The 26,286-nt window shown below is 58.4% G+C and carries 24 protein-coding genes; 11 read left to right on the top strand and 13 right to left on the bottom strand.

Going from position 1 to position 26,286, the window contains the following annotated elements:
* Positions 1-11: 11 nt before the first annotated feature.
* The 4 genes from FHR98_RS03400 (at position 12) to FHR98_RS03385 (ending at position 2,287) form a co-directional block, all read left to right on the top strand.
* Entirely contained in the window at positions 12-629 is a 618-nt protein-coding gene (locus FHR98_RS03400; RefSeq protein WP_183415245.1) for a glutathione S-transferase family protein, read from the top strand.
* 92 nt (positions 630-721) lie between these two features.
* Positions 722-1,894 carry an isovaleryl-CoA dehydrogenase gene (locus FHR98_RS03395; RefSeq protein ID WP_183415244.1) on the top strand — a complete coding sequence of 391 codons (1,173 nt, stop codon included), beginning with the start codon at positions 722-724 and terminating at the stop codon, positions 1,892-1,894.
* An 18-nt stretch (positions 1,895-1,912) separates the two neighbouring features.
* Positions 1,913-2,077 (top strand): hypothetical protein, encoded by a 165-nt coding sequence (locus FHR98_RS03390; RefSeq protein WP_183415243.1) that lies wholly within the window; start codon positions 1,913-1,915, stop codon positions 2,075-2,077.
* Between the two features lie 18 nt (positions 2,078-2,095).
* Complete coding sequence (locus FHR98_RS03385) at positions 2,096-2,287, top strand: DUF1272 domain-containing protein (protein ID WP_183415242.1); 192 nt, start codon at positions 2,096-2,098, stop codon at positions 2,285-2,287.
* Between the two features lie 210 nt (positions 2,288-2,497).
* Here the strand turns inward: FHR98_RS03385 and FHR98_RS03380 are convergent, their stop codons facing one another.
* Entirely contained in the window at positions 2,498-3,193 is a 696-nt protein-coding gene (locus FHR98_RS03380; RefSeq protein ID WP_183415241.1) for a DUF1194 domain-containing protein, read from the bottom strand.
* Positions 3,194-3,270: 77 nt separating this feature from the next.
* Here FHR98_RS03380 and FHR98_RS03375 point away from each other — a divergent pair, with 77 nt between their 5' ends.
* From FHR98_RS03375 to FHR98_RS03360, 4 genes are all read left to right on the top strand, one after another.
* Positions 3,271-4,155: a nitrilase-related carbon-nitrogen hydrolase gene (locus FHR98_RS03375; protein ID WP_183415240.1), complete on the top strand. Its 885-nt coding sequence runs from the start codon at positions 3,271-3,273 to the stop codon at positions 4,153-4,155.
* A 243-nt stretch (positions 4,156-4,398) separates the two neighbouring features.
* Complete coding sequence (locus FHR98_RS03370) at positions 4,399-5,205, top strand: hypothetical protein (protein WP_183415239.1); 807 nt, start codon at positions 4,399-4,401, stop codon at positions 5,203-5,205.
* 132 nt (positions 5,206-5,337) lie between these two features.
* On the top strand, positions 5,338-5,634 hold the full coding sequence (locus FHR98_RS03365; RefSeq protein ID WP_183415238.1) for an ArsR/SmtB family transcription factor: 297 nt from the start codon (positions 5,338-5,340) through the stop codon (positions 5,632-5,634).
* 40 nt (positions 5,635-5,674) lie between these two features.
* On the top strand, positions 5,675-6,703 hold the full coding sequence (locus FHR98_RS03360) for a permease (protein ID WP_183415237.1): 1,029 nt from the start codon (positions 5,675-5,677) through the stop codon (positions 6,701-6,703).
* On the opposite strand, the gene FHR98_RS03355 is transcribed toward FHR98_RS03360, so the two are convergent.
* The gene (locus FHR98_RS03355; protein ID WP_183415236.1) at positions 6,700-7,116 is read right to left on the bottom strand and encodes a GFA family protein; all 417 of its coding nucleotides are present in this window, start codon (positions 7,114-7,116) and stop codon (positions 6,700-6,702) included. The two genes, FHR98_RS03360 and FHR98_RS03355, sit on opposite strands and share 4 nt — an antisense overlap.
* Positions 7,117-7,201: 85 nt before the next feature.
* Complete coding sequence (locus FHR98_RS03350) at positions 7,202-9,640, bottom strand: GcvT family protein (RefSeq protein WP_183415235.1); 2,439 nt, start codon at positions 9,638-9,640, stop codon at positions 7,202-7,204.
* A gap of 278 nt (positions 9,641-9,918) precedes the next feature.
* On the opposite strand from FHR98_RS03350, the gene FHR98_RS03345 reads away from it, so the two are divergent.
* Entirely contained in the window at positions 9,919-11,502 is a 1,584-nt protein-coding gene (locus FHR98_RS03345; RefSeq protein ID WP_183415234.1) for a trimethylamine methyltransferase family protein, read from the top strand.
* 112 nt (positions 11,503-11,614) lie between these two features.
* Positions 11,615-12,262 (top strand): LysE family translocator, encoded by a 648-nt coding sequence (locus FHR98_RS03340; RefSeq protein ID WP_221205708.1) that lies wholly within the window; start codon positions 11,615-11,617, stop codon positions 12,260-12,262.
* Here the strand turns inward: FHR98_RS03340 and FHR98_RS03335 are convergent.
* The 7 genes from FHR98_RS03335 to FHR98_RS03305 form a co-directional block, all read right to left on the bottom strand.
* Positions 12,252-12,632: a hypothetical protein gene (locus FHR98_RS03335; RefSeq protein ID WP_183415233.1), complete on the bottom strand. Its 381-nt coding sequence runs from the start codon at positions 12,630-12,632 to the stop codon at positions 12,252-12,254. The two genes, FHR98_RS03340 and FHR98_RS03335, sit on opposite strands and share 11 nt — an antisense overlap.
* A 21-nt stretch (positions 12,633-12,653) precedes the next feature.
* Entirely contained in the window at positions 12,654-13,610 is a 957-nt protein-coding gene (locus FHR98_RS03330; protein WP_183415232.1) for a hypothetical protein, read from the bottom strand.
* A gap of 82 nt (positions 13,611-13,692) precedes the next feature.
* Positions 13,693-15,702 carry a coiled-coil domain-containing protein gene (locus tag FHR98_RS03325; RefSeq protein ID WP_183415231.1) on the bottom strand — a complete coding sequence of 670 codons (2,010 nt, stop codon included), beginning with the start codon at positions 15,700-15,702 and terminating at the stop codon, positions 13,693-13,695.
* Positions 15,703-15,969: 267 nt separating this feature from the next.
* Positions 15,970-16,599, bottom strand: a complete 630-nt coding sequence (locus FHR98_RS03320; RefSeq protein ID WP_183415230.1) for a sarcosine oxidase subunit gamma — start codon at positions 16,597-16,599, stop codon at positions 15,970-15,972.
* Entirely contained in the window at positions 16,592-19,600 is a 3,009-nt protein-coding gene (locus tag FHR98_RS03315; protein WP_183415229.1) for a sarcosine oxidase subunit alpha, read from the bottom strand. Before FHR98_RS03315 ends, FHR98_RS03320 begins: the two co-directional genes overlap by 8 nt.
* Before the next feature lie 16 nt (positions 19,601-19,616).
* Positions 19,617-19,913: a sarcosine oxidase subunit delta gene (locus tag FHR98_RS03310; protein WP_183415228.1), complete on the bottom strand. Its 297-nt coding sequence runs from the start codon at positions 19,911-19,913 to the stop codon at positions 19,617-19,619.
* A gap of 17 nt (positions 19,914-19,930) precedes the next feature.
* Positions 19,931-21,184, bottom strand: coding sequence for a sarcosine oxidase subunit beta family protein (locus FHR98_RS03305; protein ID WP_183415227.1), 1,254 nt, complete (start codon positions 21,182-21,184; stop codon positions 19,931-19,933).
* 249 nt (positions 21,185-21,433) lie between these two features.
* Here FHR98_RS03305 and FHR98_RS03300 point away from each other — a divergent pair, with 249 nt between their 5' ends.
* Positions 21,434-22,471 carry a GlxA family transcriptional regulator gene (locus tag FHR98_RS03300; protein WP_183415226.1) on the top strand — a complete coding sequence of 346 codons (1,038 nt, stop codon included), beginning with the start codon at positions 21,434-21,436 and terminating at the stop codon, positions 22,469-22,471.
* Between the two features lie 63 nt (positions 22,472-22,534).
* Here the strand turns inward: FHR98_RS03300 and FHR98_RS03295 are convergent, their stop codons facing one another.
* The 3 genes from FHR98_RS03295 to FHR98_RS03285 all read right to left on the bottom strand — a co-directional run bounded on the left by FHR98_RS03295 (position 22,535) and on the right by FHR98_RS03285 (position 26,283).
* Entirely contained in the window at positions 22,535-23,098 is a 564-nt protein-coding gene (locus tag FHR98_RS03295) for an HD domain-containing protein (RefSeq protein WP_183415225.1), read from the bottom strand.
* Between the two features lie 47 nt (positions 23,099-23,145).
* Positions 23,146-24,069, bottom strand: coding sequence for a homoserine O-succinyltransferase (locus FHR98_RS03290; protein ID WP_183415224.1), 924 nt, complete (start codon positions 24,067-24,069; stop codon positions 23,146-23,148).
* 186 nt (positions 24,070-24,255) lie between these two features.
* Positions 24,256-26,283 (bottom strand): ASKHA domain-containing protein, encoded by a 2,028-nt coding sequence (locus tag FHR98_RS03285; RefSeq protein ID WP_183415223.1) that lies wholly within the window; start codon positions 26,281-26,283, stop codon positions 24,256-24,258.
* Positions 26,284-26,286 lie beyond the last annotated feature (3 nt).

Genomic DNA, 26,286 nt, shown 5'->3' with positions numbered 1-26,286 from the left:
GGAGGGCAAGAGTGAAGCTGTATTACGCACCCGGGATGGGGTCATTCGTGGTCGAAGCCGTTCTGGCGGAGTTGGACCTTGTCTGCGAGCGGGAAATTGTTGAGGTAGCCAAACATGAGCAGAGCGCTCCGAGCTACTTGGCGGTCAACCCGCGTGGGCAAATTCCGGCTTTGGTTCTGGATGATGGAACGGTAGTGACCGAGAGCGCGGCAATCGCGCTATATCTGGCGGAGACCTACGGAAAGGGCCTACTTTTGCCGCCGGCAGGATCGCCGGAAAGGGCGTCCTTGTTGCGCTGGTTGTTTTTTGCTTCGGCAAACTTGTACGAAGCGGATCTACACTATTTCTACCCGCATCGTTACACCCGCGATAAAGACGGCGTAGAAGGTGTCAAAGCAGCTGCTGCCGAGGCTTTCCATCGGGCATGCGATATCTTGGAAACCGCACTTGGTGACGGCCCCTTTCTGTTGGGACAAAGCTTTTCCATCGGCGATCCTTACATCGCCATGCTGACGGAATGGCACTGGGATAAGCCGCAGCTCTTTGCCACGCGCCCGAAGTTGGCGCGGCTGCATGCCGCCGTCGCGTCCCGCCCGCGCTTGGCGGCCTTGTGGGCGCAGAATTTCTGAGCTTGGGGCAGCATTATCCAAGCCTTTGGTTTTTTCCTCATCGGTCCTATCCTGAAGAACGAATGTAATCGAGCCGCACAACGGAGACTTGAATGCTACCGAATCAATTGCCGGGACTGGATTTTGGGCTAGGCGATACCGCAGAAATGTTACGCGACAGCGTCATGAGCTTCGCCGCGGATGAAATCGCACCTCTGGCGGCGGAGATCGACCGTACGGATGAATTCCCTCGCCACTTGTGGCCGAAGATGGGGGCAGTAGGCCTGCATGGCGTCACCGTGGAGGAGACCTACGGCGGAAGCGGTCTGGGTTATCTTGAACATTGCATTGCCGTTGAGGAGGTAAGCCGTGCGTCCGCCTCGATCGGGCTGAGCTACGGCGCGCACTCCAACCTCTGCATCAACCAGATTCGGCGAAATGGCAACGACGAGCAAAAACTGCGCTACCTGCCAAAGCTGGTGTCCGGCGAGCACGTGGGTGCTTTGGCGATGAGCGAGCCGGGCTCCGGCTCGGATGTCGTTTCCATGCGCACCCGCGCTGAGAAGAAGGGTGATCGTTGGATTTTGAATGGCACCAAGATGTGGATCACCAACTCCAGCGAGGCAGAAGTGCTGGTAATCTATGCGAAGACAGATCCCGCAGCAGGGTCGCGGGGAATAACCGCTTTCATTGTCGAGAAGGAATTCAAGGGGTTCCGAGTGGCGCAGAAACTCGACAAGCTTGGCATGCGCGGATCGCCGACCTGCGAACTCGTTTTCGAGGACTGCGAGGTGCCGGCGGAGAATGTGCTGGGCGTCGTGGGTGGCGGTGTGAAAGTGCTGATGAGCGGTTTGGATTACGAGCGAGTCGTGCTCGCGGCGGGGCCCTTGGGAATCATGCAAGCCTGCATGGATGTGGTGATTCCATACCTGCACGAGCGCAAGCAGTTTGGCCAAGCTATTGGCGAGTTCCAGTTGATGCAGGGAAAACTCGCCGACATGTACACGACCATGAACGCCTGCAAGGCTTACGTCTATTCGGTTGCGAAAGCCTGCGACCGCAGTGAGACGACACGCATGGATGCGGCAGGAGCCATTCTCTACGCTGCCGAGAAGGCAACGTGGATGTCGCTTGAGGCGATTCAGTGCCTGGGTGGCAACGGCTACATAAATGACTATCCCACGGGGCGTTTGCTGCGTGATGCTAAGCTCTATGAGATCGGCGCCGGAACCTCGGAGATTCGCCGTTGGTTGATTGGTCGGGAGTTGTTCGAACAAACCGCCTGAGAATAGGGGAGATGCGTTATGAGTAATTCCTTGGATGACAAGACCCCCGAAGAGATCGAAGAGCTCGAGCACGAAGCCGAGGAGGAAGAAGAGGAGGCTAGGCGTGAATTCTTCAGTCTACGGCTGGTAGGTATGCTGGCATTGCTGACACTGCTGATCTTGCTGGCGGTTTTCGGATTCTAGCGCCGAAGGAATAACGCTATGGCGCTACAGATGAAACCCGCTTGCGAGCGTTGCGAAAAGGCCCTGGGGCACGGTGACGATGCGCTAATCTGCTCATTCGAATGCACCTTCTGCCCGGCCTGCAGTGTCGAGATGGAGATGCGTTGCCCGAACTGCGACGGCGAACTCGTGACCCGGCCCAGGCGGCAGGCAAAATCGCTTACGGCTTGATTTTCACTGTTTCTATTGCTTCAGGGAATATCAGCAACCACATGATAGTCCATGAACCTTACTGGGCTGCGTAGAAACACCCTGTTGCTCGTTCTTTCGCTGGCTGTTCTCAGCAGTCTCTCAGCTTGCGAGAGCCTACGTGCCCGCGCCGAGGGTGGGTCCGGGGGACTTCATTCCTGGGGTGTTGGCATTCGCTTCTGAACCCTGGTCTCAGCTAATCGGCACACCGGATATTTCCTGCTGTAGCTTGCGCCGAATGGCGATAGCGAAAGCCTCGTAGTCGTTCGCGATCTCCAGAAAAGATCCAGGTCCACCAACCACGCCAACCGCGTAGTACCGGTCCAGGTTTTTTTCCTCGTTCAAGATCGCCAGTCCATTGATGACGATACCGTTTTTCGTGGCGCGTGCCCGTGCGAAAGGCGGCGCCTCGCCTTCGTTATGGCGACCATCGCCCGATACGTCGATAACTTGACGTTTCCCCGCCCAGGCGTTTGTAAGCAGCAAGCGTGCGGAAAAATCAATGACATCGCCGACAGCTGTCGGACCGCTGATCTGGCGCGGGGTGGCGGCTAAGAGGCGCGATAACGCAAGGGCATCCTCGCGACTTCGCAGGCGCTGCCAGTCAATGACCTGGCGTTGCGCGTCCGCTCCAGCCCACTGCACCAGTGTCACCACGATGCCGCGCGCGGCATGGGCCTCGATGGCCTTTAGTACCGATGGATGGCTAAAGGCCTGGGACAGGCCTTCCATTTGAAGCCGATACTCGAGAGCGTCCACACTGCTGGAACAATCAACCGCCAATACCAGCTCGAGGTCGGCTTCGCCGGTCGAGGCTGGCGTCTGCCCACGCCCAATGAAAGACCCGGGGAGAGAAACGAGCAGAAAAATCAGCAGAACTAACTTCAACGGACTTGCCATGAGGCATGATAGCACAACAAAGTTCTTGAGAGCCGTTACAAGCCGTAGCCCAGAATAGGCCACTTATGAATCAAAGATCCAACGGTATGACCGTTGCCGTCGCCCAGATTGAGTGTCACCCAGGGGCGTTGGCGGAGAACCTGGAGAAACATCTGGAGATGATCTCGAAAGCGCGCGCGGCTGGCGCTGAGCTTTTGTTGTTTCCCGAGTTGTCACTTTGCGGGTACGAGGTTGCCGGCCGGGTGCTGGATGTCGCTATGTCGCGTGATGATCCCCGGTTGGTCAGGTTGGCCGAGGCAGCAGGTGATATGCGTGTTGTCGTCGGGTTGGTGGAGGAGGGCATCGCCGCGCAGTTTCATAACAGTGCATTCCTGTTGGAGCGTGGCCGCGTGGCTTTCATCCACCGAAAGCTCAATTTGCCGACTTACGGTAACCTGGAAGAAGGGAAGCACTTCGCGGCCGGGCGTTATCTCGAATCCTTCGAGTTGGAGGACCGGCGCTGGCGTTGCGGTGTCCTGATTTGTGCGGACTGTTGGAACCCGGCCCTGGTCCATCTGGCGGCTGTCCAGGGAATTACCTTATTGCTTCTGCCGGTCGCATCGGCAATGGAGGCATTAGGCGGTGATTTCTCAAATCCGACCGGTTGGCGCAAAGCTCTGGAATTCTATGGGATGATCTATGGCCTGCCGTTACTCTTTGCCAATCACTGCGGCGGCAAGCCGGGGATGGCGTTCTGGGGCGGCAGTCGTATTCTCGATGCCTACGGCGAGGCGGTGGCGGAAGCAGGCGATGGAGAAGAATTGCTGGTGGCTGATCTGGATTACGAACAGGTAAAGCGCGCGCGATATCTGCTGCCGACGCTGAGGGACAGCAACCTTGATCTGATCCGACGGGAACTGGAACGGCAGAAAGATATCGTTGGCGTGCCGCCGGAAAGCCGGGAGGTTTGAAGAGCTAAAATCAGCCGGAATTCAGGTGAGAGTTTCTGATTTCCTTGGCATTTGCCCTGGCTTGGCGTAGCTTGAAGCAGTGTGCAGCGGTTGATCTTCGGCGAAACAGGACATTTGCTGTCGGGGATCCTCCAGCGGGCAAGCTACCAGTGATTGCAAACGGTCGGGAGCAACGGACCCATGGGTTTCGGTAGACTTTTACGATTCTTTTGTGTCCTTAGCCTTGGTGTTGGATTGACTTCTGTGGCCTGGACTCCAACCGCTCAGAGTCAGCAAACCGCCGCCGTATCAGCAACACAAACACTGCATGTCAGCGCCGTTCCGGTGCGCGGTGCCGCGCCTTTGAAGGAGTCCATCGCCTACGCGGTGATTGCCCTCGACGGCAAGAAGCGGGGCCAGCTAGTCGCCGAACACATAGGGCCTTCCTTGAAGGTCGATCTTCCTAAGGGGCGGTATCGGATTAGTGCAATTTATGGTAGCGCAGAATCCAAGGCGGATGTCGTGCTGGATAAGGAGCCGCTGTTTCATCAGGCGATCTTCAATTCCGGCGGCATCAGCATGGAATTGATTCCCTATTTCGGCGCCAAGCCGATCCAGGATGATCTGGAATGGATTGTTTGGACTTTCGGCAAGGATTCGAGCGGCAACCGTTGGGAGGTTGCCCGGTCTGTAGGGCCGACATCGCAATTCACGCTTCCACAAGGTTATTACGTTGTGACAGCCAAGCATCATGATGCTCTAGCCAAACACACGATCGAGGTGACGGCCGGGATCGATTACAACTACACGATCAACCTCAATGCAGGCACGATGCGTATTTACAGCACGGTGGCCGAAGGGGCGCAGCCGGATAGCACCATTATCTGGAAAGTTTATCCCTATGGGTCCGATGGCTCCGGAGAGCCCTTGGTAACCAAGGCGCCGGGTGAAGACACGTTGCTTTTGCCCGAAGGGCGCTACCTTTTGGTAGGTCATAATGGCGGCAAGCAGATTCAAAAAGAGATCGAAGTCGTTTCGGGCAAGAAGAGCTCGGTCAAAATGAAGTTCTAAGCGGTTCATTCAGCAGGACATCAGGCGCCGGATTCTGCCCATAGGCGAGGCGGCGCCTCAATTTTTGGAATATATTTCGATTATTCTAGAAATATCGTTGAATAAGTTTGAAGGACTGACTATACTCCTGGCATGTCGATTGAGATTACAGCAAAACGCCTAGAGGCGCTCGGTAACAGCAGTCGGTTGGAAATCTTCCGGCTGTTGGTCAAGGCAGGGCGCGACGGTCTGCCGGTCGGGACTGTACAGGAACGGACCGGAATCGCGCGCTCGACTCTGTCCCACCATCTGCACCGCTTGATCGCTGTTGGTCTGGTAACGCAAGAGAGGCAAGGGACAGTCCTGATCTGTCGGGCGGATTATGACGTCATGGACGAGACAGTCGGCTTCTTGGTGTCTGAATGCTGTATCGGGACAGGTGGCAGGTAAAAATTTTGCCTTCTTATTTCGAAGATCTTAGGAGGATCGAATGAGTGAAGTAGTCATGATGAGGTTGAAAGCCGGGTTCCGTAAGCCCGATCTCGTCATCCTCGCGATTGTTGGCGTGCTGCTTCTTTTGTGGGCAGTAGATTCGCCCCAGGCTTTGGAAAGTGCGGCCTTCACATTGGAAAACCTGTGGTGGATATCGCCCTTTCTCCTGGCCTCGGTCGTGATTGCGGGTTACGCCCAGGCGAGTGGGGCAGACAGCTTGATCGCAGGGGTTTTCAAGGGCCGCGTCGTAAGCATGATTTTTCTGGCTGCATTCTTTGGCGGCCTTTCTCCCTTCTGTTCTTGCGGTGTCATTCCTTTGATCGCAGCTCTGCTGGCAATGGGCGTGCCGCTGGCGCCCGTAATGGCCTTTTGGTTATCGTCGCCGGTCATTGACCCTGCCATGTTCGTGTTGACGGCGGGAACTTTGGGAACGGGCTTTGCCGTTGCCAAGACATTGGCTGCGATCGGGGCCGGGCTTTTGGGCGGATTCTTCGTTCATGCAGTGGCGCAAGGCGGATTTTTGCGCGATCAGGTAAAGCAAGGTGCCGGTTGTAACACCGGATGTGGCAGCCCGCTTGCGCGGGCGGGAAGGCCGAACTGGGCTTTCTGGCAGGAAAAGGAACGTCGCGGCCGCTTTGCGACGAGCGCTCTTGATAACACGCTGTTCCTCGGGAAGTGGCTGACCTTAGCCTTTTTGCTGGAGAGCTTGATGCTCGTTTATCTACCCGGCGATCTGATTTCTCAGGTTCTGGGCGGCAGCGGAGTCCAACCCGTCGTGCTGGCAACTTTAGTGGGTGTCCCTGCCTACCTGAACGGCTATGCGGCTTTGCCGCTGGTTGCTGGATTGATTGGTCAGGGCATGCAACCGGGCGCGGGGCTGGCGTTTTTGGTTGCCGGTGGTATCACCAGCATCCCGGCCGCCATGGCGGTCTTCGCTCTGGTCAGGGTGCGTTTGTTCCTACTCTATCTTGTGCTGGCTCTCACTGCGTCGCTAGCCAGTGGCCTGATATACAATCTGGTGGTCTAGGAAGTGAGTGAATGATCGTCATGGGGATGGCTGGGCAAGCCATCGGCGATCTCGTAGTAATCACCTTTCGAAGCGGTATGGATATGGCCGATCAGAGTGAGGTTGGTCGGCCTATCCAGAGTTCCCGACATTATCGAGACCGATGGACGGGCTTGGTTATCCCAAAAGAGGTTGGAGCCGCAAAACCGGCAGAAACCGCGCCTTATGCCGGGTGAGGAGGTAAACCAAGTGATAGCATCCTCACCCGTAATCCGCAGGTCGCCACGGTTCGCACTGGTAGCCGCAACGTGGTGTCCGCTGGCTCGGCGACACTGGTTGCAGTGACAGGCGACGACCGGGCGCAATGGCCCGAGAACCTGATAGGAAACCGCGCCGCACAGGCAGGCCCCCCGGTTAGTTTCTGTTTTAGCCACTATGTGCCTCCAAAAGTAAAAAAGCCCCTTGGATCATCGCTTTCCAAGGGGCCTTTTTTTTACCGTCGTCTTTCCACTACCGCTGTTAGGCCCGCAAACAGGCGTTTTGCGGATCGTAAGGACTTTCCTCCAACACGGTGCAGCGATGCCTGGTGCCCAGGATATCGACTTCCAGTTCTGTTCCGGGCTCCGCCAGGTCTGGGCGGAGCATTGCCAGCATCAAGGTTTTCTGGATGCGGAAGCCATAGCCGCCCGACGTGGCGCGCCCGATCATTTTCCCATCCTTGAAAATCGGGTTGTTGCCGACCGGATCGGCGTCCGTGATATCGTGTACTTCCAGTGTGGCAAAGGCGTTGTCGAACCCCTTCTGCTGCCAGGTGACCAGAGCGTCTCGGCCGATGAAATCGCCCTTGTTCGGATGAACGAAGCGTTGCAGTCCCGACTCAAAAGCGGCGTATTCGATGGATAGTTCGCGGCCCGGTAGACGGTAGGACTTCTCAAGACGCAGCGAATCCATGGCACGGATACCGAAGGGCTTGATGCCAAGATCGGCACCGGCCTTCATCAAGGTGTCGAAGATATGGATTTGGTACTCGATCGGGTGATGTAACTCCCAACCCAACTCACCGACGAAGTTGACGCGAATGGCCCGGCAAGGGGCCCAACCGACCTCGATATCCTGACCGCTCAACCATGGAAAGGCCGCATTCGAGAAATCGGTGCGGGGCGAAACGCGCTCCATCAATTGTCTGGCCTTTGGTCCGGTCAACACCAGTACGCCAATTGAGTTTGTCAGATGGTCGAACCGCACCGAGCCGTCGTCCGGCATGTGCTTCTTCACCCAGTCGTGGTCCAGGCGCTGGAAGCCACCGGCGGAGATCGCATAGAAGCTGTCCTCGCTCTCGCGCATGATGGTGAACTCGGAATGCACGCCGCCGCGGGTGTTGAGTGCGTGGGCTAAAGCGATACGGCCGATTTTCTTCGGCAGCTTGTTCGCCACGAGATTGTCCAGGAATGCCTCCGCGCCAGGGCCGGAAATTCGCGCCTTGGCAAAGCCTGAGAGATCAAGCAAACCGACGTTTTCCATCACATTGGTGCATTCTGCGCCGACGTGTTTGAAATAGGCCGAGCGGCGGAACGACCAATCATCCTGTGGCTCGACGCCCTCCGGTGCAAACCAGTTGGCGCGCTCCCAACCAAAAGACTGGCCGAAAACGGCACCCAAGTCCTTCAGGCGGTCATAAACCGGCGTGCGGCGCAGCGGTCTGGCTGCCTCGCGCTCCTCATCGGGAAAGTGGGTCGTGAAGACACTGGCGTAGGCTTCCTCATTCTTCGTGATGAGGTATGACTTGGTGGCGTAGTCGCCGAAGCGCCGTGGGTCCACACCCAGCATGTCGATAGTCGGTTCGCCTTCGACGATCCATTCCGCAAGCTGCCAGCCAGCCCCGCCCGCGGCGGTGATCCCGAAGCTATGGCCCTCGTTCAACCAGAAGTTCTTGAGATCCCAAGCCGGTCCAATGATGGGGCTGCCATCGGGCGTATAGCAGATGGCGCCATTGTAAACCTGTTTGACACCGACCTCTCCGAAGGCGGGAACGCGGTGAATTGCCGATTCGATATGCGGCTCAAGGCGCTCCAGATCCTCTTGGAAAAGCTCATACTCGCAATCCTCACCCGGACCGTCGACATAACAGGCCGGAGCGCCGACCTCGTAGGGACCCAGAATGAGGCCGCCACGCTCCTCACGCATGTACCAGGAGCCATCGGATTCGCGCAGCACGCCCATTTCCGGCAGCCCCTGTTCGCGGCGCTTCAGGATCGCTTCGTGCGGCTCGGTCACGATGTACTGATGCTCAACGGGGATGACGGGAACATCCAAACCTACCATCCGGCCGGTCTGGCGGGCGAAGCTGCCCGATGCGGTGACGACGTGCTCGCAGACAATGTTGCCTTTGTCGGTCTGGACTTCGAACTCGCCCGACGGGAGCTTTTTGATGCCGGTCACTGTCGTGTGGCGGTTGATCTCGGCACCCAGCGTCCGTGCGCCTTTGGCCAGGGCTTGAGTCAGATCCGCAGGCTGGATGTAACCGTCATCGGGGTGCTGAATCGCGCCAATCAAGCCGTCGGTGTCGCACAGCGGCCAGATTTCCTTGACCTGCTCAGGCGTCAAAACATTCACTTTGACACCGATGGTGGCCGCCACGCCCGCATACTGGAGGTATTCATCCATGCGGTCGCGGTTGGTGGCCAGCCGGATGTTGCTGACTTTCTTGAAGCCGACGTTCTGGCCGGTTTCTTCCTCCAATTCCTGATAGAAGCGAACCGAGTATTTGTGAATCTGGCCCACCGAATAGCTCATGTTGAAAAGCGGTAGCAAGCCGGCGGCGTGCCATGTGGAACCCGACGTTAGCTCTCGCCGCTCCAAAAGCACCACGTCGCTCCAACCCTTTTTAGCAAGGTGATAGAGAGTCGATACGCCGACGACGCCGCCACCAATTACAACTACACGCGCGTGAGACTTCATGGGTGCTTCCCCCGATTGACTTAATCAGAATATTCTTTCAGGCAGACAATCGGCAAATGCTGCTCTGCCGTCCAGGCAATTTGCGACGCGCCGCTAGCAATTTCCGACATACAGGAGAAAGGGGCCTTTGAAAGAAGGGTACGTGCCCCCGGTCGCCGCTTCGTTATGCGTAAGCAACGCCGCTTTTCCTCCTAGTCGGGTCGCAGCCTCGCAAGTGTTATAGTGGGTTGGGCAGGGATAATCCGCGCGAAACATTCTCCCAATAGAGGACAGGCGTTATGAGTGATCCCACTGAACTACCCGGCGAATCGGCAAGCGGCGGCGCAAGGCGCGGTCGAGGTGGCGGCGGTGGCGGTAGAGAAGCGCGGCGGGCGCTTCGCACCGGTGGCGGCATCAAGCAGCGCAGGTTCATTGAGCGCAAGCTGTCGCCCTTCGAGATTCTGAGCGAGGAGGGGCTCGCCATTATCGAGCAAAATGCCGACATCATCCTGGAAGAGGTCGGTATCGAGTTTCGCGATGACGCCGAGGCCCTTCAGATTCTGAAAGAGGCCGGTTGCGATGTGGAGGGAGAGAGAGTGCGGTTCCCGCGCGGCTTCTGCCGCAAGATCATTCGCGAGAATGCACCGGCTACCTTTACCCAACATGCCAGGAACCCGGAGCGCAGCGTGACGATTGGTGGTAACGCCACCGTCTTCGCACCAGTCTATGGTCCTCCCTTCGTTCGCGATCTGAACGGCGAGCGCCGCTATGCGACGATTGAGGACTTCCAGAACCTGGTCAAGCTCGCCTACATGAGCCCGGCGCTGCACCACTCCGGCGGTACGGTCTGCGAACCGGTCGACGTGCCGGTCAACAAGCGGCATCTGGATATGGTCTACAGCCATATCAGATATTCCGACAAACCCTTCATGGGATCCGTCACGGCGCCCGAGCGAGCGGAAGATTCGGTCGCCTTGGCAAAGATAGTTTTCGGTGATGACTTCGTTGAAAACAACACGGTGATGATCAACTTGATCAATGCCAACTCGCCCATGACCTTCGATGGCACCATGCTTGGCGCCTTAAAGGTTTACGCCCGTCACAATCAGGCCGTCATTGTGACGCCCTTTATCCTGTCGGGCGCCATGGCGCCTTGCACGCCAGCCGGCGTGATGGCACAGACCTTGGCCGAGGCGATGGCAGGCATAGCGTTAGCGCAGCTCGTGCGCCCCGGCGCGCCTTGCGTTTTTGGCAGCTTTGCCTCCTCTATGTCGATGCAGTCCGGCGCGCCCACTTTCGGAACACCGGAACCCGCCATGGTGCTTTATGGCTGTGCTGCCCTTGCCCGCCGTCTTGGCATTCCTTTCCGATCGGGCGGATCGCTCTGCGGTTCCAAACTGCCGGACGCGCAGGCCGCCTATGAAAGTGCAGCGACCCTGCAGCCCACGGTTTTGGGAGGCGTCAACTTCGTCCTCCATGCGGCAGGATGGCTGGAGGGCGGCCTGGTTTCCTCTTTCGAAAAGTTGGTCATGGACGCTGACCAGCTCGGCATGATGCAAACCTTCGCGGAAGGCCCCGATCTTTCCGAGAACGGGCAGGCGATGGATGCAATCCGTGAGGTTGGGCCGGGCCAGCATTTCCTGGGCTGTGCTCATACGCAGGCTAATTTCGAGACGGCCTTCTACCGTTCCAACGTTGCCGACAACAACTCCTACGAGCAGTGGTTGGCCGAAGGCAGCCTGGACGCGGCACAGCGCACGAACAATCTCGTTCGCAAGATGCTGGAGGAGTACGAAGCACCAGTGCTTGATCCGGCGGTTGACGAAGCCTTGAACAGCTTCATCGCGAAAGCGAAGGAGTCCATGCCGGACGCCTTTGCCTGAGTTTCTCCGCGACGCTTTTTTGCCCCAGGGGCCGGACTTGCTTCTAAAAGCGAGCCCGGTCAGGCATGCTTAGCTGTGAGAAAGCCTACAGGCAGACAAGGGGCAAGCACGGTTGGGTGAAGGTTATCTGTTCCTCAAGGCCGTGATCGTCGGCATGGGCATTGCGGCTCCCGTTGGCCCTGTCGGTGTGCTTTGCGTGCGCCGGACTCTTAGCGGTGGACCCTGGTTGGGCTTGTCATCCGGTTTAGGGGCAGCAATAGCCGACGCGCTGTATGGCGCGATCGCTGCTTTTGGGCTGACGGCGCTGGGTGATTGGCTTTTGGAACAACAGGATTGGGTTCGCTTAGGCGGCGGTCTCTTTCTGCTCGCCCTCGGTGTTGCGAGTTGGTTACGTGGCCCGCGGGAACGTCGGGGCTATGAGGGAAACCGGAGTTTGACCTGGGCCTTTTCCTCGGCGCTGCTCCTCACTCTCGCCAACCCGATCACACTGCTGTCGTTCGCCGCCATCTTTGCCGCGGTGGGGCTTTCGTCCGCCGATGCTGGACTCCAAGCCGGTGTAATCATAGTTACAGGCGTTTTTCTGGGGTCTGCTGCGTGGTGGCTGGGCTTGGGGGGACTGGTATTGCTGTTGCGTGAGAAGGTGACATCCGGCTGGATGCGGCGGATTCACTATGGTGCCGCTCTGCTTATCATCAGCTTTGGCCTCTATGCGCTGGGTAGCTTCCTGTTGGGCGACCCCTTCGCGGCTTCTACCATGTGACTTGCTGCCCCGAAACCACCTTGGCGTCGTAGCGGGTTTTCCCATCCGGTGTTACCCATGCAATGGCATTGCCTTCGCCAAAAACGTCGTAGCAACTCCAACCCCCGCGCTCCCACCAGGAACAGTACTGGTTGCTGGCCGGATCGCTTCGCCATTTACCAAGGTCGGCGGGCTCGCCGTCCGGCACATACCAAGTGCGACCGTCCGCATCGAAGAACTGTCGGTAGGGTTTGCCGCCGATCACGCCGACTGCGGTATTGCCCGTCAAAACCTCTGTGATCTGACCAGCCGTCAGCTTTTGCTCCTGGGCGAAAGCAGAGTTGGCAAGGAGGAATCCCGCTATCAAGATCATGAAAGGCTTCGTTACCACTTGATGATCTCCTTTCTAGAATCAGGGATCGATGAGGTTATGTTGGAGGAGGGTTTGGGTGAAGTCTTGCTCATTCATGCCGGGGGTTATGGCGGCGTGGTAGAGGAGGGCGAGGGCGGCCAGCGCGCGGGCCTGTTCGGGCGGTGTCACCGGGCCGCTTTTAAAGAAGAAGCCTTCGGTGGGGTGCAACCCCAAGCTGACCAGCAGCGCCTTGAAGAGACAGTGATCCACCGTTGGTTCACCCGGTAGATGGCGGGTGCCGATGCCGCCGAAGTGCAGCCGGTAGGCTTGGGTCGGCGGCAGGGCCCTTTTTTCTGCTAGCGTCAGACTTCTGCCATCCTTCTTTGCATAAAAGCCCCAGTATCTTAGTGTCACGGCACAGCCAAGCTTTGTCATGCGCTTGCCGGTTGGAGAAGAGCTTGGTTCGTCCATGATCCGATAATCCCGTTTTTTGGTTTTCCAGCCAAGCACCGCAAAGATTTCCGGGTGTGGATTGTCTCGGTCGTTCCGGTTATCGACCTCGAGCGGTAGCAGTGGCGGTAGCCTCGGCACCTGCGCGCGCAGACTTTCATAGAGCGCGCGCAGGGTCTCTTCCGCGTCGTCTTGAACATGATCGGCTCTGTAAGCCTTGATAAAAAGGGGTTCTTGCCCGAACTTCTGGATCACGCCGCCGTACTCTTCGTCATCGTCGAAGCGCGGTTCGTAGGGGCTCTTTGGAAAGAAGTAGGTTTCGAGCTCGGCGGCGGAAAGCCTAGGCAGGGCCTCTGGGAGCGCCTCTGGCGCCAGGATGGGTGGCCAGGGGGCCTTGAGCCGGGGCGGCGCTTCGATGTCGTCGGGGGCCGTGTAGATCCCATAGCCGTCGCTGGTGAAGTGTTTCCAGAAGAACGGCAGATCGTTCAGCAGGATAACCGTGGCAATCAGCGCGTAAGTCCGGACATGCCAGCGGCCACGCTTGCCGATTTTTCTCCAAAGCCCCATATCGCATAGGTAGAATAAAGGCGTTATTTTTACAAGCCTCCTCCACCTACTGGCAGAGGGGGCGTTGCTGTCAGAGTTTGGGCTACCTGCGCAGACGCGCTTTGGGGTCAAGCAAGTCTGGCAGGACGCTTAGCACCGACCCTAGGAAGTCGATGACTGCGAGTTCGCCCATAAGGTCCACGGCCTTACTCGGGTCGGCCTTCATCAAATGAGGCAGATCATCAAGCTTTCCGTCCGCCAGGAACTGCTTGACCTGTTCTGCGGCGGCGTCGGTGATGGCGCCTTCAAGCGCGCCCAGAACCACACTGGCCAGCATGCCGGCAGGGTTGGGCTTCTTGATCGCCGTTCGGACGCCCGACAGGGCGCCACCGACCACACCCCCATTGCTAGCCGCATCAATAATACCAAACAGGAGATCGAGCGTCTTGTCGGCGCCCTCGCTTGCGATCAGGTCGGAGAGAATGCTGGCGGCGCGCAGATGGTTGAAGAAAGTTGCCTGCCCCTCAAATTCGATCCGCTTTTCGGCGATCTCATTGCCAAGACTAAGGGTCTCGTTAAAGACCTTGAACTGTTCATCCCGTAGCTGGCGGATTTCGTCTGGCGAGAGTCCTTCGGGATTGCTTAGTTGCTCCTGCAGGTCTTCAAAACGGCGGTTCAGGGCATCGCGGTCTTCCTGCAGCTTTTGCAGGCCCCCGGCAGCTTTAACCAGATCTCCAGCTTGGTCACTAATATCTTCAAATTTTTTCGTGACGTCCGCACTTAGAGGACCTTGGGCTATGGCGGCCTTTTCTATCTCCGCAACGAGCCCGTCTGCGAGCGATGCATTCTCCGGTTTGGTGAAACTGCGCGCGTCGATCTCTTCCTTTACCTTTTCGTCCAGCTGACTTTTCTGCTGTAAAAGAGCATCACGGTCGCGACGTAGCTGCGTCAGTTCTGGATCCGAGTGTGGTTCGCGGCCTGCCGGCGTCATTGCTTGCGCTTTGATCTGCTCTTTGATGTCATCCAACTGTGAATCGATGACGCTGCGGTCTTTTAAAAGCGTCGCTGTGCCATTCTTCGTGGTTTGCCTCTTGTCGTCAGGTGCCCCGGGAATTGGTTGGACGATGGTACTCAGACGATTCCTATCCTCCCGGCCATCCAAGGCTTCGCTGGGGTGGCTATCGGCGGCCTGCTTGTCGCTGGGTCGGTCATCTGAGACGGCCGCTTTTGGTTTGGGGAGGGTGGGCTTGGCGTCGGCCTGTGGGCCAGCCTGGGTTGCATTTGCCGCGCTGGTGTCCTGCACCCCCGCTGTGGCTTCGCCGACTTGTGTCCTACGAGTCTGCGCTGCGGATTGCGCCCTGTTGGATTGCGCCTGAGTTTGCGCAGCAGCCCTCTCCTGGGCTGCCTCGCGCTTATCAAAGGCAGCGATGCGCCGGTCCAGGGCATCAAGGTCGCGACCGATGCTGGACTCCTGGGTTTTGGTCAGGGGGCCGTTGAGGGCTTCGGCCAGCTTACCGCGTTCGCGCAGCATCTCACGGCGCTCTTCGCCGGGGGGCTGGAAAGCCTCCTGCGCCTGAGAGGGTCGCGCTTGAGCGCTCGGCTGTCGCGCAGCGCGCTCGAAGGTGGGCTCGGGTGGGCGGCTCAGGGGCGGGCGGTCCTCGTTGGCCTGGCTGCGGGTCAAGACGCCAGCCTGCTTTTTTGCCGCCTCCCGTTCGCGACGCTGGGCCTGGAGGGCGCGAGGATCGCCGCCGCGTAACAAGGCGTTAAACACATCAGCGCCATCTTCCTTGTCGTCTACGGCCTTACGCAACAAGGCCTCGGCGGCGTCACCCGGCATGATCTTGCGGCTGGGCGGCAGGCCTGCCGCCTCCTTCATGGCGCCAAAGGATTGAAACAACAGGTCGTCGGGCTCGTCCGCCTTGCGCTCAGGATGGCCCATCACCATCGGCACGCGCCCTGCCGCAGCCATTGCGGCGCGAAAGGTCTTCACATCTTCAGGGTCGTTCTCAATCCCCAGACCCAGAGGACGGCGAAATCCGATACCAGATACAGCGTCGCCGCGCGATTGGACGATCTTGTCTGGGTTTTTCTTGCGGTTGTCATCGTCAAGCATGAAGGGAAACTCCTTTGAAGCATTTCCCTTATTGATATGCAAGAAAGATAGTTTATACAACCTATATAAGGTATTAAAACGTAACTAATATTGTCTAGATAAATTGAATACGAATCAGGAATCCGTACGAGCATCTTGCGGCGATGCTGAGAGCCTCGCGCGTAGAGCTGTAGCGTAGAAAAGCGGCCCGAATACCGGGCGGCTTTCTACGGTCATCCGTTTGGGGAAGTGCCCGATAGCCGAGCGGGTTTGTTAGGTTGGTTTATGTTAGGGCCGCACTTGGAAGCCATACTCTTGTGCTGCATCCTCCAGCCATCGCCAGAGATAATCCGCGAAGGACCGCAGCACGTAGATGTCGTAAGTCGGTTCGCCGGACTTGCTGTCTCCCAAGTAGTGCAACACCACGATCGCCTTTGCTATATGTGTGCCAGCACAACGCCCAGCGGGCAATTGGGTCGGATGCAGATCCAGGGGGGTGCCCTTTGCTAACTGATCGCGGGCATGACGGCCGGTGACGCGGATCGTAGTCCGGCTCTCGCCAACATCGACCAGGGAGATATGCTGTCCAGACAATGCGGCTTCTAGCTTGCTTGCCAGTTTTCCTGTTTGGCTATCGGTGATGATCCACCATTCATCCGGTGCCAGCCAAAGGGCGGTGATCTGATCCTTGGAAGCGCTTTGGTTTGGCTCCAGCGGCAGGTCGAAGCCGAGCGTCTTGCTCGTCGCGGCAAGGAACGCCGTGTCCTTCGGGTTGCCACGCAGGTTGATGATGCTCTTGAAGGGAAGTTCCTTCATGGCAACACCCGGGGCCATACCCTGACTGCCGCCGGTATCAACCGCACGACCATCAAGGGCTAGATGCGCAAGAGCGCTCTGTCGCAGGAAGCTGTCAGGCACGGAGACGTTCTCCTTCCGGGTCGAAGAATACGGTATCGGTGATGGTGGCGCTGACGACACGGCCGTCGAGTAGGGGTACGTAAATTTTCTTCCCCTTCTTAGCCAGGCCGCCCTTGACCATTGCCAGGGCGATCGAATGCCCAAGATTCGGGCTCCAATAGCTGGAAGTCACGTGCCCGACCATGGTCATCGGTGGTTTGTCCAGGAGCTCTTCAACAATTTGGGAGCCTTCAGGCAGCACGGTTTTTGGGTCATCAGTCAGAATGCCGACCAGCTGCTTGCGGTTGGGTTTGGACATGTCTGCGCGGGTGAGGGAACGCTTGCCCACGAACTCCTTATTCTTGGCCACCACCCAATCCATGCCGAGGTCGTGCGGGTTTACCGACCCATCAGTTTCCTGGCCAACGATGATGTAGCCTTTCTCGGCACGCAAGACGTGCATGGCCTCGGTGCCGTAGGGTGTGATGTCGTATTTCTCCCCGGCGGTCATTACCGCCTGCCATACGGCTAGGCCGTAGGATGCCGGGACGTTGATCTCGAACGATAATTCGCCGGTGAATGAGATCCGGAACACACGGGCCGGAACGCCTGCCACGGTACCCTCTGTATAACCCATGAAGGGCAGGGCGTTGGGAGATAGCCCGATGTCGCTCGTCAACTCGGCCATGAGCTTGCGGGCATTGGGGCCTGCTACAGAGATGGTAGCCCATTGCTCCGTCACCGATGTCAGGTAGACCTTGAGGTCCGTCCATTCGGTTTGCAGGTAATCCTCCAGATGGGCCATCACCTGCGGTGCATTGCCCGAGGTTGTCGTCATCAGGAAACGGTTTTCGCCGATACGGGTGGTGACGCCATCGTCCATCACCATGCCGTCTTCCTTCAGCATCAGCCCGTAGCGGGCCTTGCCAATATCGAGTTTCTTCCAAGCGTTGGTATAGATGCGGTTCAGAAACTCGGCAGCGTCAGGTCCCTGGATATCGATCTTGCCGAGTGTCGATGCGTCCAGGACACCGAGCGAGCGGCGCACCGCGGCAACCTCGCGGTTAACGGCGGCATGCAGATCTTCACCGTCCTTCGGATAGTACCAGGCCCGCTTCCACTGTCCGACGTCCTCGAACTGAGCGCCCGCGCGCTGATGCCAGCTATGCATAGGAGTGGTACGGGCCGGATCGAGCAGGTCGTCCGCATCGCGACCCATGAAAATACCAAAGGTGGTTGGTGTGTAAGGCGGGCGGAAGGTAGTCACTCCGATCTCGGGGATCGTCTTGCCTTGCACGTCGGCGACGATGCCCAATGCGTTCACGTTGCCGATCTTGCCCTGGTCGGTGGCCATACCAGTCGTCGTGTAACGTTTGACGTGTTCCACGGAACGATATCCCTCCCGCAGCGCCAGCTTAAGGTCTGCAGCGGTCACATCATTCTGGAAATCGGTGAAGTGCTTGCCCTTGCGCCCCAACGGTTCGGTCGAGGGAACCAGCCACAACGGTTGCAGCGGCAAATGGTTGCCGTTGGGTGCATCGGGTGCTTTGGTAGGTTTTGCGGCTTTCCCAAGGCCGCTGGCGGCGGCTAGCTTGGCGCCTGCTGCAAAACCCTCCGCGAGTGCATCCTTCAGGCCAAACGCGCCGTTGGCTGCACCGACCGAGGCTTGTGCCTTTTGCATCGGTTCGCCGGGTACGAAGGATGCGATGTCGTCACGCCATTCGAGCTTTCCCTTGGATTGGCAGAAAAGATGGACGGTGGGATTCCAACCGCCGGAGGAGGCTATGAAGTCAACGTCAAGCTCTTCGACCTGACCAAGCGCCCTGTCGCCACCGCTTCCCAAATCCGCGATCAACGCTTTTTCGACACGCTTGCTGCCCTTCGTGCCGACGATGACCTTGCCGGCACGGATATCCAGCCCGGCTGTCTTTGCGGCGTGATAGTTGGCACCTTCCGGCATGTCACGGGAGTCGAGAACGGTGATGGCGACACCTGCATCCGCGAGATCTATGGCAGCCTCGTAGCCGCCGTCATTGTTGGTGAAGACGATACCGCGATTGCCTGGCTTAACCGCATAGCGGTTCAGGTAGGTTTGTGCGGCGCCCGCCAGCATGATGCCGGGGCGGTCGTTGTCTTGGAAAACCAGAGGGCGCTCAAGTGCCCCAGTTGCCAGAACAACCTGCTTGGCGCGAACTTTCCACAAGCGTTGCCGAGGCAGGTGTTTGGGCTTGTCCGCCAGGTGATCAGTAACTTTTTCACAGAGACTGACAAAGTTATGGTCCCAGTAGGCAAATGCGGTTGTACGCGGCAGCAGGCGCAAGTTCGGATACTGTGCCAGCGTTTTCAGGGAATCGGCGGCCCAGTCGACACCCGGTTTGCCATCGATCTCGGCGTGGCGATTTAGCAGGCTGCCGCCCATCTCGGCCTGCTCGTCGCAAAGAATAACCCGCGCGCCAGTTTTCGCGGCAGCCAGCGCCGCGGCAAGGCCCGAGGGCCCCGCACCGACGATCAAGACATCGCAATGGGCGTTGGTCTTGTCATAGGTGTCCGGATCGCGCTCGGTTGGCGATTTGCCAAGACCGGCGGCGTGGCGGATGACGTACTCGTATTTCATCCACAAGGCAGCGGGCCACATGAAGGTCTTGTAGTAGAACCCCGCGGGGAAAAACTTCGAAAGCGCATTGTTGAGGGCGCCGACGTCAAAGCTAAGGCTGGGCCAGCGGTTCTGCGATTCGGCCCGGAGGCCGTCGAACAGTTCGATCTGAGTGGCCCGCAGGTTTGGCTCCGTGCGTGCGCCATGTCCAAGCTGGATCAGAGCATTTGGCTCCTCGGCGCCGGCGGCCACGATACCCCTGGGGCGATGATACTTGAAGCTCCGCCCGACAAAGTGGACACCATTGGCCAACAGAGCCGATGCCAGCGTATCACCTGCATATCCGGCATAGCGCTGGCCGTCGAATGTGAAGGACAGCGACTTCGAGCGGTCGATGCGCCCGCCTTGGCGAAGGCGATAATCGGTCATCTTCGGTCCTTCCTTCTCAGACGTACTTCGTGAGCGCTAGCTTCTTGGGTGGCTTCGACCCCATGGGATAGACAGCCAAGACTTGGTAGCTAACCGTGTCGCGGGCAACGTTGAACCAGCGACGACAGCCGTGCGCATGGTTCCAGCGCTCCAGGAAAACGCCCTTGGTATTCTTGCGCCAGTAGACGAACCCGGCCCATTCTTCGTCGGTCATCGATGCCGGGTCTTTCGGGCGCGCCAGATGGGCCTCACCGCCGTAAGTGAATTCCGTTTCTTCGCGCGGACCGCAGTGTGGGCAATCTAACAACAACATGAGGTCGTTCCTTCGGGTCAGTGCGCCACGGCCGCTGCGCCGTGTTCGTCGATGAGGAAGCCGGTCACGAAACGGTCGAGCCGGAAAGGCGCTGCCAGTGGGTGTGGTTCGTTCTTGGCGATCGTGTGGGCAAAGACATGGCCTGAGCCGGGTGTGGCCTTGAAGCCGCCCGTTCCCCAACCACAGTTGAAGAACAGCCCCTCAACGGGCGTTTTCGAGATGATTGGACTGGCGTCTGGGCAAGTATCCACAATGCCGCCCCAGGTACGCAGCATGCGCATCCGGCGGAACATGGGGAAAAGCTCACAGATTGCCCCGAGGGTTTCTTCGGTAACCGGAAGGCTGCCGCGTTGACCGTAGCCATTGTAGCGGTCCACGCCGGCGCCGATTACCAGCTCTCCCTTGTCCGACTGACTGACATAAGCATGAACGGCATTGGACATGACGACGCAATCGATGATGGGCTTCACCGGTTCGCTGACCAGCGCCTGCAGGGGGCGCGATTCAACAGGCAAACGGAACCCGGCCATGTCGGCCATGACGCTGCAGTGACCCGCAACGACAACGCCGACCTTCTTTGCCTTGATGGTGCCCTTTGCGGTCTCGACGCCGGTAATGCGGCCCTTGTCGATCACGAAGCCGTTCACGGGGCATTCCTGAATGATATCGACGCCCAGCGCATCCGCGCCGCGCGCATAGCCCCAGGCAACGGCGTCATGGCGTGCTGTACCGCCACGTCGCTGCAGACTTGCGCCCAGGACCGGGTAACGTCCGTTGCCGCGAAGGTCGATGATTGGGCAAAATTCCTTAACCTGTTCCGGCGTCAGGAATTCAGAATCGACGCCATTCAGATAGTTGGCGTAGATGCGTCGTTGCAATTCACGCAGATCGTGCTGGCTGTGCGCCAGATTCATCACGCCGCGCTGACTGAACATGACGTTGTAGTTGAGATCCTGGCTCAATCCTTCCCAGAGCTTGAGCGCATGCTCATAAAGTCCGGCGCTCTCGTCCCACAGATAGTTGGAGCGCACGATTGTGGTATTACGCCCCGTATTGCCTCCGCCGATCCAGCCGCGCTCGATCACCGCGACGTTGGTGATGCCATGTTCCTTGGCTAGATAATAGGCCGTCGCCAAGCCATGCCCGCCGCCGCCGACGATAATGACATCGTACTCCGCCTTTGGTTCCGGACTGCGCCAGGCTTCCGGCCATCCCTCATGATAATTGAGAGCGTTGCGTATCAGGCTTACGATCGAATAGCGGGCTTTCATGGGGCCTGACCTTTCCTGGGGACGGCAACGATAGCGAAACCGGTGGGGCTGCGACGATTTATCGATAATGGAAAGGCTCAGTCTGTTTGACAACGCCCTTCGCATCTCTCTATCTCGAACTCACGTGCAATCTGCGGTTATTCACAACAATAGCTTTCGGGCTTGCGTCGGATATTTTTCAGATCGCGACATGGCTATAATTGTGTAACGTATCCGTTGGAAAGCGACCAGAAGGAGTCGTTTAAAGGAATGTTTGGTGCGACCCCCAGGGAGACTCCTCAACGCATCGCGTTTGTGATGCTGCCGCGTTTTTCAATGATTGCTTTTACCTCGGCTATCGAGCCGTTACGCGTTGCCAATCGCTTGAGCGGTCAAGCGCTGTACAGTTGGCATCTCTTCTCGCCGGATGGCAAGCCGGTTGCGGCTTCTAACGGCATTGCCCTCACGCCGGAAGGCGACTTGGAGGCGGCAACCGGCTTTGGCACGGTCATTGTCTGCAGTGGAATCGACGTGCAGAAGGTCATCGTCAAACCCTTGTTTGCCTGGTTGCGCAAGATCGACCGCAAGGGTGTCGACATCGGTTCGCTCTGCACCGGGGCGCACGTATTGGCCAGTGCCGGACTCCTGGACGGCCATCGTTGCACGATACACTGGGAGAACCTCCCGGCTTTTGCCGAGGACTTCCCGGAGATCGATGTCACTGCCGAGTTATTCGAGATCGATCGTAGCCGTTTCACCTGCGCTGGGGGTACTGCGGCCATCGATCTCATGCTGAACGTGATCGCCATGCAGCACGGCCACGAACTAGCGGCCAAGGTGGCCGACCAGTTCATGCACGAACGCATCCGGGACCGCCACGATCACCAGCGCATGGGCTTGCCGGCGCGCCTGGGTGTGCGCCATCCCAAGCTGTTGAAGGTAATCCAATTCATGGAGGAAAACCTGGAAGAGCCTCTGTCGCGGGCAGAACTGGCGCGCGAGGCGGGACTTTCCACACGGCAGTTGGAACGACTGTTTCGCAAATACCTGACCCGCTCGCCGGCGCGTTACTACCTGGAGCTACGTCTTAACAAGGCGCGCCTCTTGTTGTTGCAGACCAACATGTCCGTGATCGACGTGGCCCTGGCCTGCGGGTTCGTTTCTGCTTCACATTTCTCCAAGTGTTACCGCGACTACTTTGGTCATACGCCGCGCAAGGAGCGTGGGGTTCCCCTGCACGAGGGTGGTGTGTCTGACGACGAGGACTACGACGAACTCCCTGCGTCATCGCAACGGCCCGGGGCTTAACAAGGAACCCTGCCGCAGGAGCAGATCAGATAATGATTTAGGCGTGCGAGGGCGGCCTCGCCGTCATACGAAAGCTGTGGGCTTCTTCGCAAAGAGGCGGCGGACCATCGGCTCGAATGTCGATAGCGGTTCGGTGGGATAATCGGGGTCGAATGACGTTTGATCCCAGGCCTCGCAGAAATGCGCGCAAGCATCAAAATATACATGACCGCGAAAGGCGTCTCTGGCATTCCGGTCCTGGCCGATTTTATCGAAGTAGTAATAACCCTGGAATACACCGTGGTGCAGGATGATCCAGTGGTTTTTTTCGCTGACATAAGGTCGCAGAATTGCTGCGGCCAATGCGGAATGATTCTCGGGCGCTATGCTGTCGCCAACGTCGTGAAGCAGCGCGCAGACAACGGTTTCCTCGTCAGCACCTTCCTTCATGGCGCGGGTGGCTGTTTGCAGTGAATGCTCGAAGCGATCAATCCGGTACCCCAGCGTGGGACCTTGCAGTAACTTTAGAGACCCCAAGACGTTGTCTGCGAGCGTCGCGCGGACGTGTGTTTCCGCATTTCGGACCAGAAGAGCGTAATCCTCAACAGTGCCATCGGCCATCCGGGTAAAGGTCACGGTCTCGGTCATGGTTTCCTCATTGCTCTTTGCTACAGAAACCTCAGATCTTTTCTTAGTTAACGCGTCTTTCCGATCTTCTGAAGATCGAAGGGGGCGTGCTGGTAAAGATCGTTGATCCAGTTGCCATAAAGTAGATTCCGATGAGCACGCCAAGCAACACGGGGCGGCTGACTAGGATCGTCGCCTTGGAAATAGTTGCGTGGCAAGGCCGTATCCAGGCCAGCGGCGTGATCACGCTGAAACTCGCGTTTCAAGGTATCGCCGTCATACTCCAGATGATTGAAAATGAAGACCCGGCGCTTTGCGCGTTCTTCAAGCAGGCATAAACCGGAATCCGCCGAATCCGCGAGAATCTCCAGTCCCTGTATCGGCTCTACGTCTTTCCGTCGCACCTCGGTGTAGCGTGATACGGGGCAGTGGAAGATGTCGTCGAAACCTGCAACCAATGGCGAGGCATGTTGGTCCACGGCGTGGGGAAAGACGCCGAACATCTTGCCGTCCAAGTCGTACTTCGGCACGCCGTGATAATGGTAGAGAGCCGCCTGAGCACCCCAGCAGATGAAAAAGCTCGAAAAGACGTTGGTGTCCGCCCAGTCGAAGATCTGCTGGAGCTCATTCCAATAGACCACATCCTCGAAGGGCATCTGTTCGACCGGCGCGCCGGTGATGATGAGAGCGTCGAACTTTTGCTCCTTTACGTCTTCCCAAGTCTGATAAAACGTCAGCAGATGCTCCATCGGCGTGTTGCGACCGGTGTAGCTGCCGGTGCGCAGAAGCGTCATCTCGATCTGTAGAGGGGTGGAGCCGAGGACCCGGGCGAGTTGCGTTTCCGTACGAATCTTCTCCGGCATCAGATTAAGCAAGGCCACGCGCAGCGGACGGATATCCTGCCGCATGGCATCGCTCTCCTGAATGACGGGGACGCCCTCGCTTTCCAGAATCGCGCGGGCGGGTAATTCGTTTGGAATCTTGATCGGCATAAGGCTTCCCGATGACTTGCGGCCGAACATTCCGGCACCCGACGTTCCTTGGTACGACCGCATTGTGAGCAAATCTACCTAATGGGCGCGCGTGTTTGATTCAATAACTAGTTTCGACAAGCGGCATTGCGCCACGAACAATGCAGGCGGAGGTTATAACCGGAATGGGTAAATGAACGTGCGCTGTTATCCTTCGCTGCGTCGCCGACGGCGGCGGGCCGCCCGGTCTTCCGAGGCGCTGTCGCCGGCTGGTCCTGCCTTCTTCGGAGCGGGAAGGGCGACCGCCGCGGCAAGCATCGGATAGGGGGCCGTCGTATGCGGCAGCCCCATCGCTTCGATGAAATGCGCTTGGAACTTGGGTTCGACCGCGGTCTCGATTTTCTCGACTCGGCGAACGACATCCTCGATCTCGTCGCGCGCCTTCTGATTCAGAAGCGCGATCCGTGCGCCTGTGCCCGCTGCGTTGCCCGCGGAGGCAACCTTTGACAGATCGCAGTCAGGAATCATGCCCAGGATCATGGCATACTTGACATCGATGTGGCTGCCGAAAGCACCGGCAAGAACGATACGGTCCACAGTGTCGATTTCCAGGTGATCCATCAGCAATCTGGCACCGGCGTAGAGCGCAGCCTTGGCAAGCTGAATGGCCCGCACATCATTCTGGGTGATGCGAATTTCCGGTTCGCCCTCTCGAATCAGGTAGGAGAAAGTGCGCCCGTCGGCCTGAATGCGCGGGCTTTTCGCAGCCATTGCACCGTCGATTGTGCCGTCGGTCACCAGAATGCCTGCAAGGAACATTTCGCCCAGCGCCTCGATGACGCCGGATCCACAGATTCCGGTCACGCCGATTCTCCGGATCGCCTGATCAAAGCCGTCTTCATTGGACCAAAGATCGCAGCCGATCACCTTGTACCGGGGCTCCAGGGTATCTGGGTCGATGCGCAGGCGCTCTATCGCACCGGGTGCGGCGCGCTGGCCGCAAGATATCTGCGCGCCTTCGAAAGCCGGGCCGGTGGGCGAGGATGCCGCCAGCAAGCGGTCTTTGTTACCGAGCACTAATTCCGCGTTGGTGCCGACATCCACAACCAGCACGATGTCGTCGGACAGATAGGGGGTTTCCGAAAGGATCACACCCGCGGTATCGGCGCCTACGTGTCCGGCGATGCAGGGAAGGACATAGATACGCGCATCCTCGTTGATCTCCAGGCCCATCTCGGTCGCCCAGATGGTGAGGCCGGAGTTCAGGGTCAGAGCGAAGGGCGCGCCGCCCAGTTCCGTCGGGTCGATACCAAGCAACAGGTGATGCATGATGGGGTTGCCGACGAAGGCGGCATTGAGAATCTCCGATGGCAGGATATCCGCCTCTTTGCAGACTTCGGCTACCAGCACGTTCAGACCATCGCGAACCGCCTGTGTCATCTCCTTGTCGCCGCCTGGGTTCATCATCGCGTAGGAGACACGGCTCATCAGGTCTTCGCCAAAGCGAATCTGCGGGTTCATGATGCCGGAAGAAGCGACGACCTCACCAGTGCGCAGGCTGCAAAGGTGTGCTGCGATCGTGGTTGAACCGACATCAACGGCAAGTCCGAAGACCCGGTCGTGGAACCCGGGCCAAATCGCGGTAATAACCTGGGCGCGGTGGACCGCCACCGTCACTTTCCATTTCCCGTCGCGCAGCGATTTCTGGAGCGATTGCAGGATACGCAGATCGCATTCCAGCTCCTTCAGGCCCCATTGGTCCTCCAGCGCCCGGCGCAGGCGCTCAAGATCGCCGGTGGGTTTGTGCATGTCCGGCTCTTCGACCTCGACGTAATGAAGCCGAATCGCCGGGTCTAGTTTGATGTCACGCACTTCTGCGCGTTTGCGCACGACCTGTCGATGAACCTGGCTGTCGGCGGGCACATCGATGACCACGTTGCCTTCGAGCAAGGCCTGACAAGAGAGGCGGCGCTCGTCGCGCATGCTTTTCTTGGACTTGTAACGGGCCTCCACTTCGTTGAAAGCAGTCAGGTTCTCTGCGCTGCTAACGATGCCGTGCTTCGAGAAGGAGCCTTCGGAAACCTGAATCTGACAACGCCCGCAAATGCCGCGTCCGCCACAGACCGAGTCGATATCCACGCCCAGTGCGCGGGCTGCCTTCAGAACCGGGGTGCCGATAGGAAAATGACCACGACGCCCCGAAGGGGTAAAGACGACCAGCGCGTCTTCGGACATAGC

The sequence above is a fragment of the Limibacillus halophilus genome (genome assembly GCF_014191775.1).
Classification (GTDB): Bacteria; Pseudomonadota; Alphaproteobacteria; order Kiloniellales; family CECT-8803; genus Limibacillus; species Limibacillus halophilus.
This window is presented reverse-complemented; position numbering and strand designations above follow the sequence as displayed.

Coding starts and splice junctions, on each gene's coding strand:
- FHR98_RS03395 (WP_183415244.1), top strand. CDS start 722: ATGCTACCGAATCAATTGCCGGGACTGGATTTTGGGCTAGGCGATACC.
- FHR98_RS03390 (WP_183415243.1), top strand. CDS start 1,913: ATGAGTAATTCCTTGGATGACAAGACCCCCGAAGAGATCGAAGAGCTC.
- FHR98_RS03385 (WP_183415242.1), top strand. CDS start 2,096: ATGGCGCTACAGATGAAACCCGCTTGCGAGCGTTGCGAAAAGGCCCTG.
- FHR98_RS03375 (WP_183415240.1), top strand. CDS start 3,271: ATGAATCAAAGATCCAACGGTATGACCGTTGCCGTCGCCCAGATTGAG.
- FHR98_RS03365 (WP_183415238.1), top strand. CDS start 5,338: ATGTCGATTGAGATTACAGCAAAACGCCTAGAGGCGCTCGGTAACAGC.
- FHR98_RS03360 (WP_183415237.1), top strand. CDS start 5,675: ATGAGTGAAGTAGTCATGATGAGGTTGAAAGCCGGGTTCCGTAAGCCC.
- FHR98_RS03350 (WP_183415235.1), bottom strand. CDS start 9,640: ATGAAGTCTCACGCGCGTGTAGTTGTAATTGGTGGCGGCGTCGTCGGC.
- FHR98_RS03345 (WP_183415234.1), top strand. CDS start 9,919: ATGAGTGATCCCACTGAACTACCCGGCGAATCGGCAAGCGGCGGCGCA.
- FHR98_RS03330 (WP_183415232.1), bottom strand. CDS start 13,610: ATGGGGCTTTGGAGAAAAATCGGCAAGCGTGGCCGCTGGCATGTCCGG.
- FHR98_RS03325 (WP_183415231.1), bottom strand. CDS start 15,702: ATGCTTGACGATGACAACCGCAAGAAAAACCCAGACAAGATCGTCCAA.
- FHR98_RS03315 (WP_183415229.1), bottom strand. CDS start 19,600: ATGACCGATTATCGCCTTCGCCAAGGCGGGCGCATCGACCGCTCGAAG.
- FHR98_RS03310 (WP_183415228.1), bottom strand. CDS start 19,913: ATGTTGTTGTTAGATTGCCCACACTGCGGTCCGCGCGAAGAAACGGAA.
- FHR98_RS03305 (WP_183415227.1), bottom strand. CDS start 21,184: ATGAAAGCCCGCTATTCGATCGTAAGCCTGATACGCAACGCTCTCAAT.
- FHR98_RS03300 (WP_183415226.1), top strand. CDS start 21,434: ATGTTTGGTGCGACCCCCAGGGAGACTCCTCAACGCATCGCGTTTGTG.
- FHR98_RS03295 (WP_183415225.1), bottom strand. CDS start 23,098: ATGACCGAGACCGTGACCTTTACCCGGATGGCCGATGGCACTGTTGAG.
- FHR98_RS03290 (WP_183415224.1), bottom strand. CDS start 24,069: ATGCCGATCAAGATTCCAAACGAATTACCCGCCCGCGCGATTCTGGAA.
- FHR98_RS03285 (WP_183415223.1), bottom strand. CDS start 26,283: ATGTCCGAAGACGCGCTGGTCGTCTTTACCCCTTCGGGGCGTCGTGGT.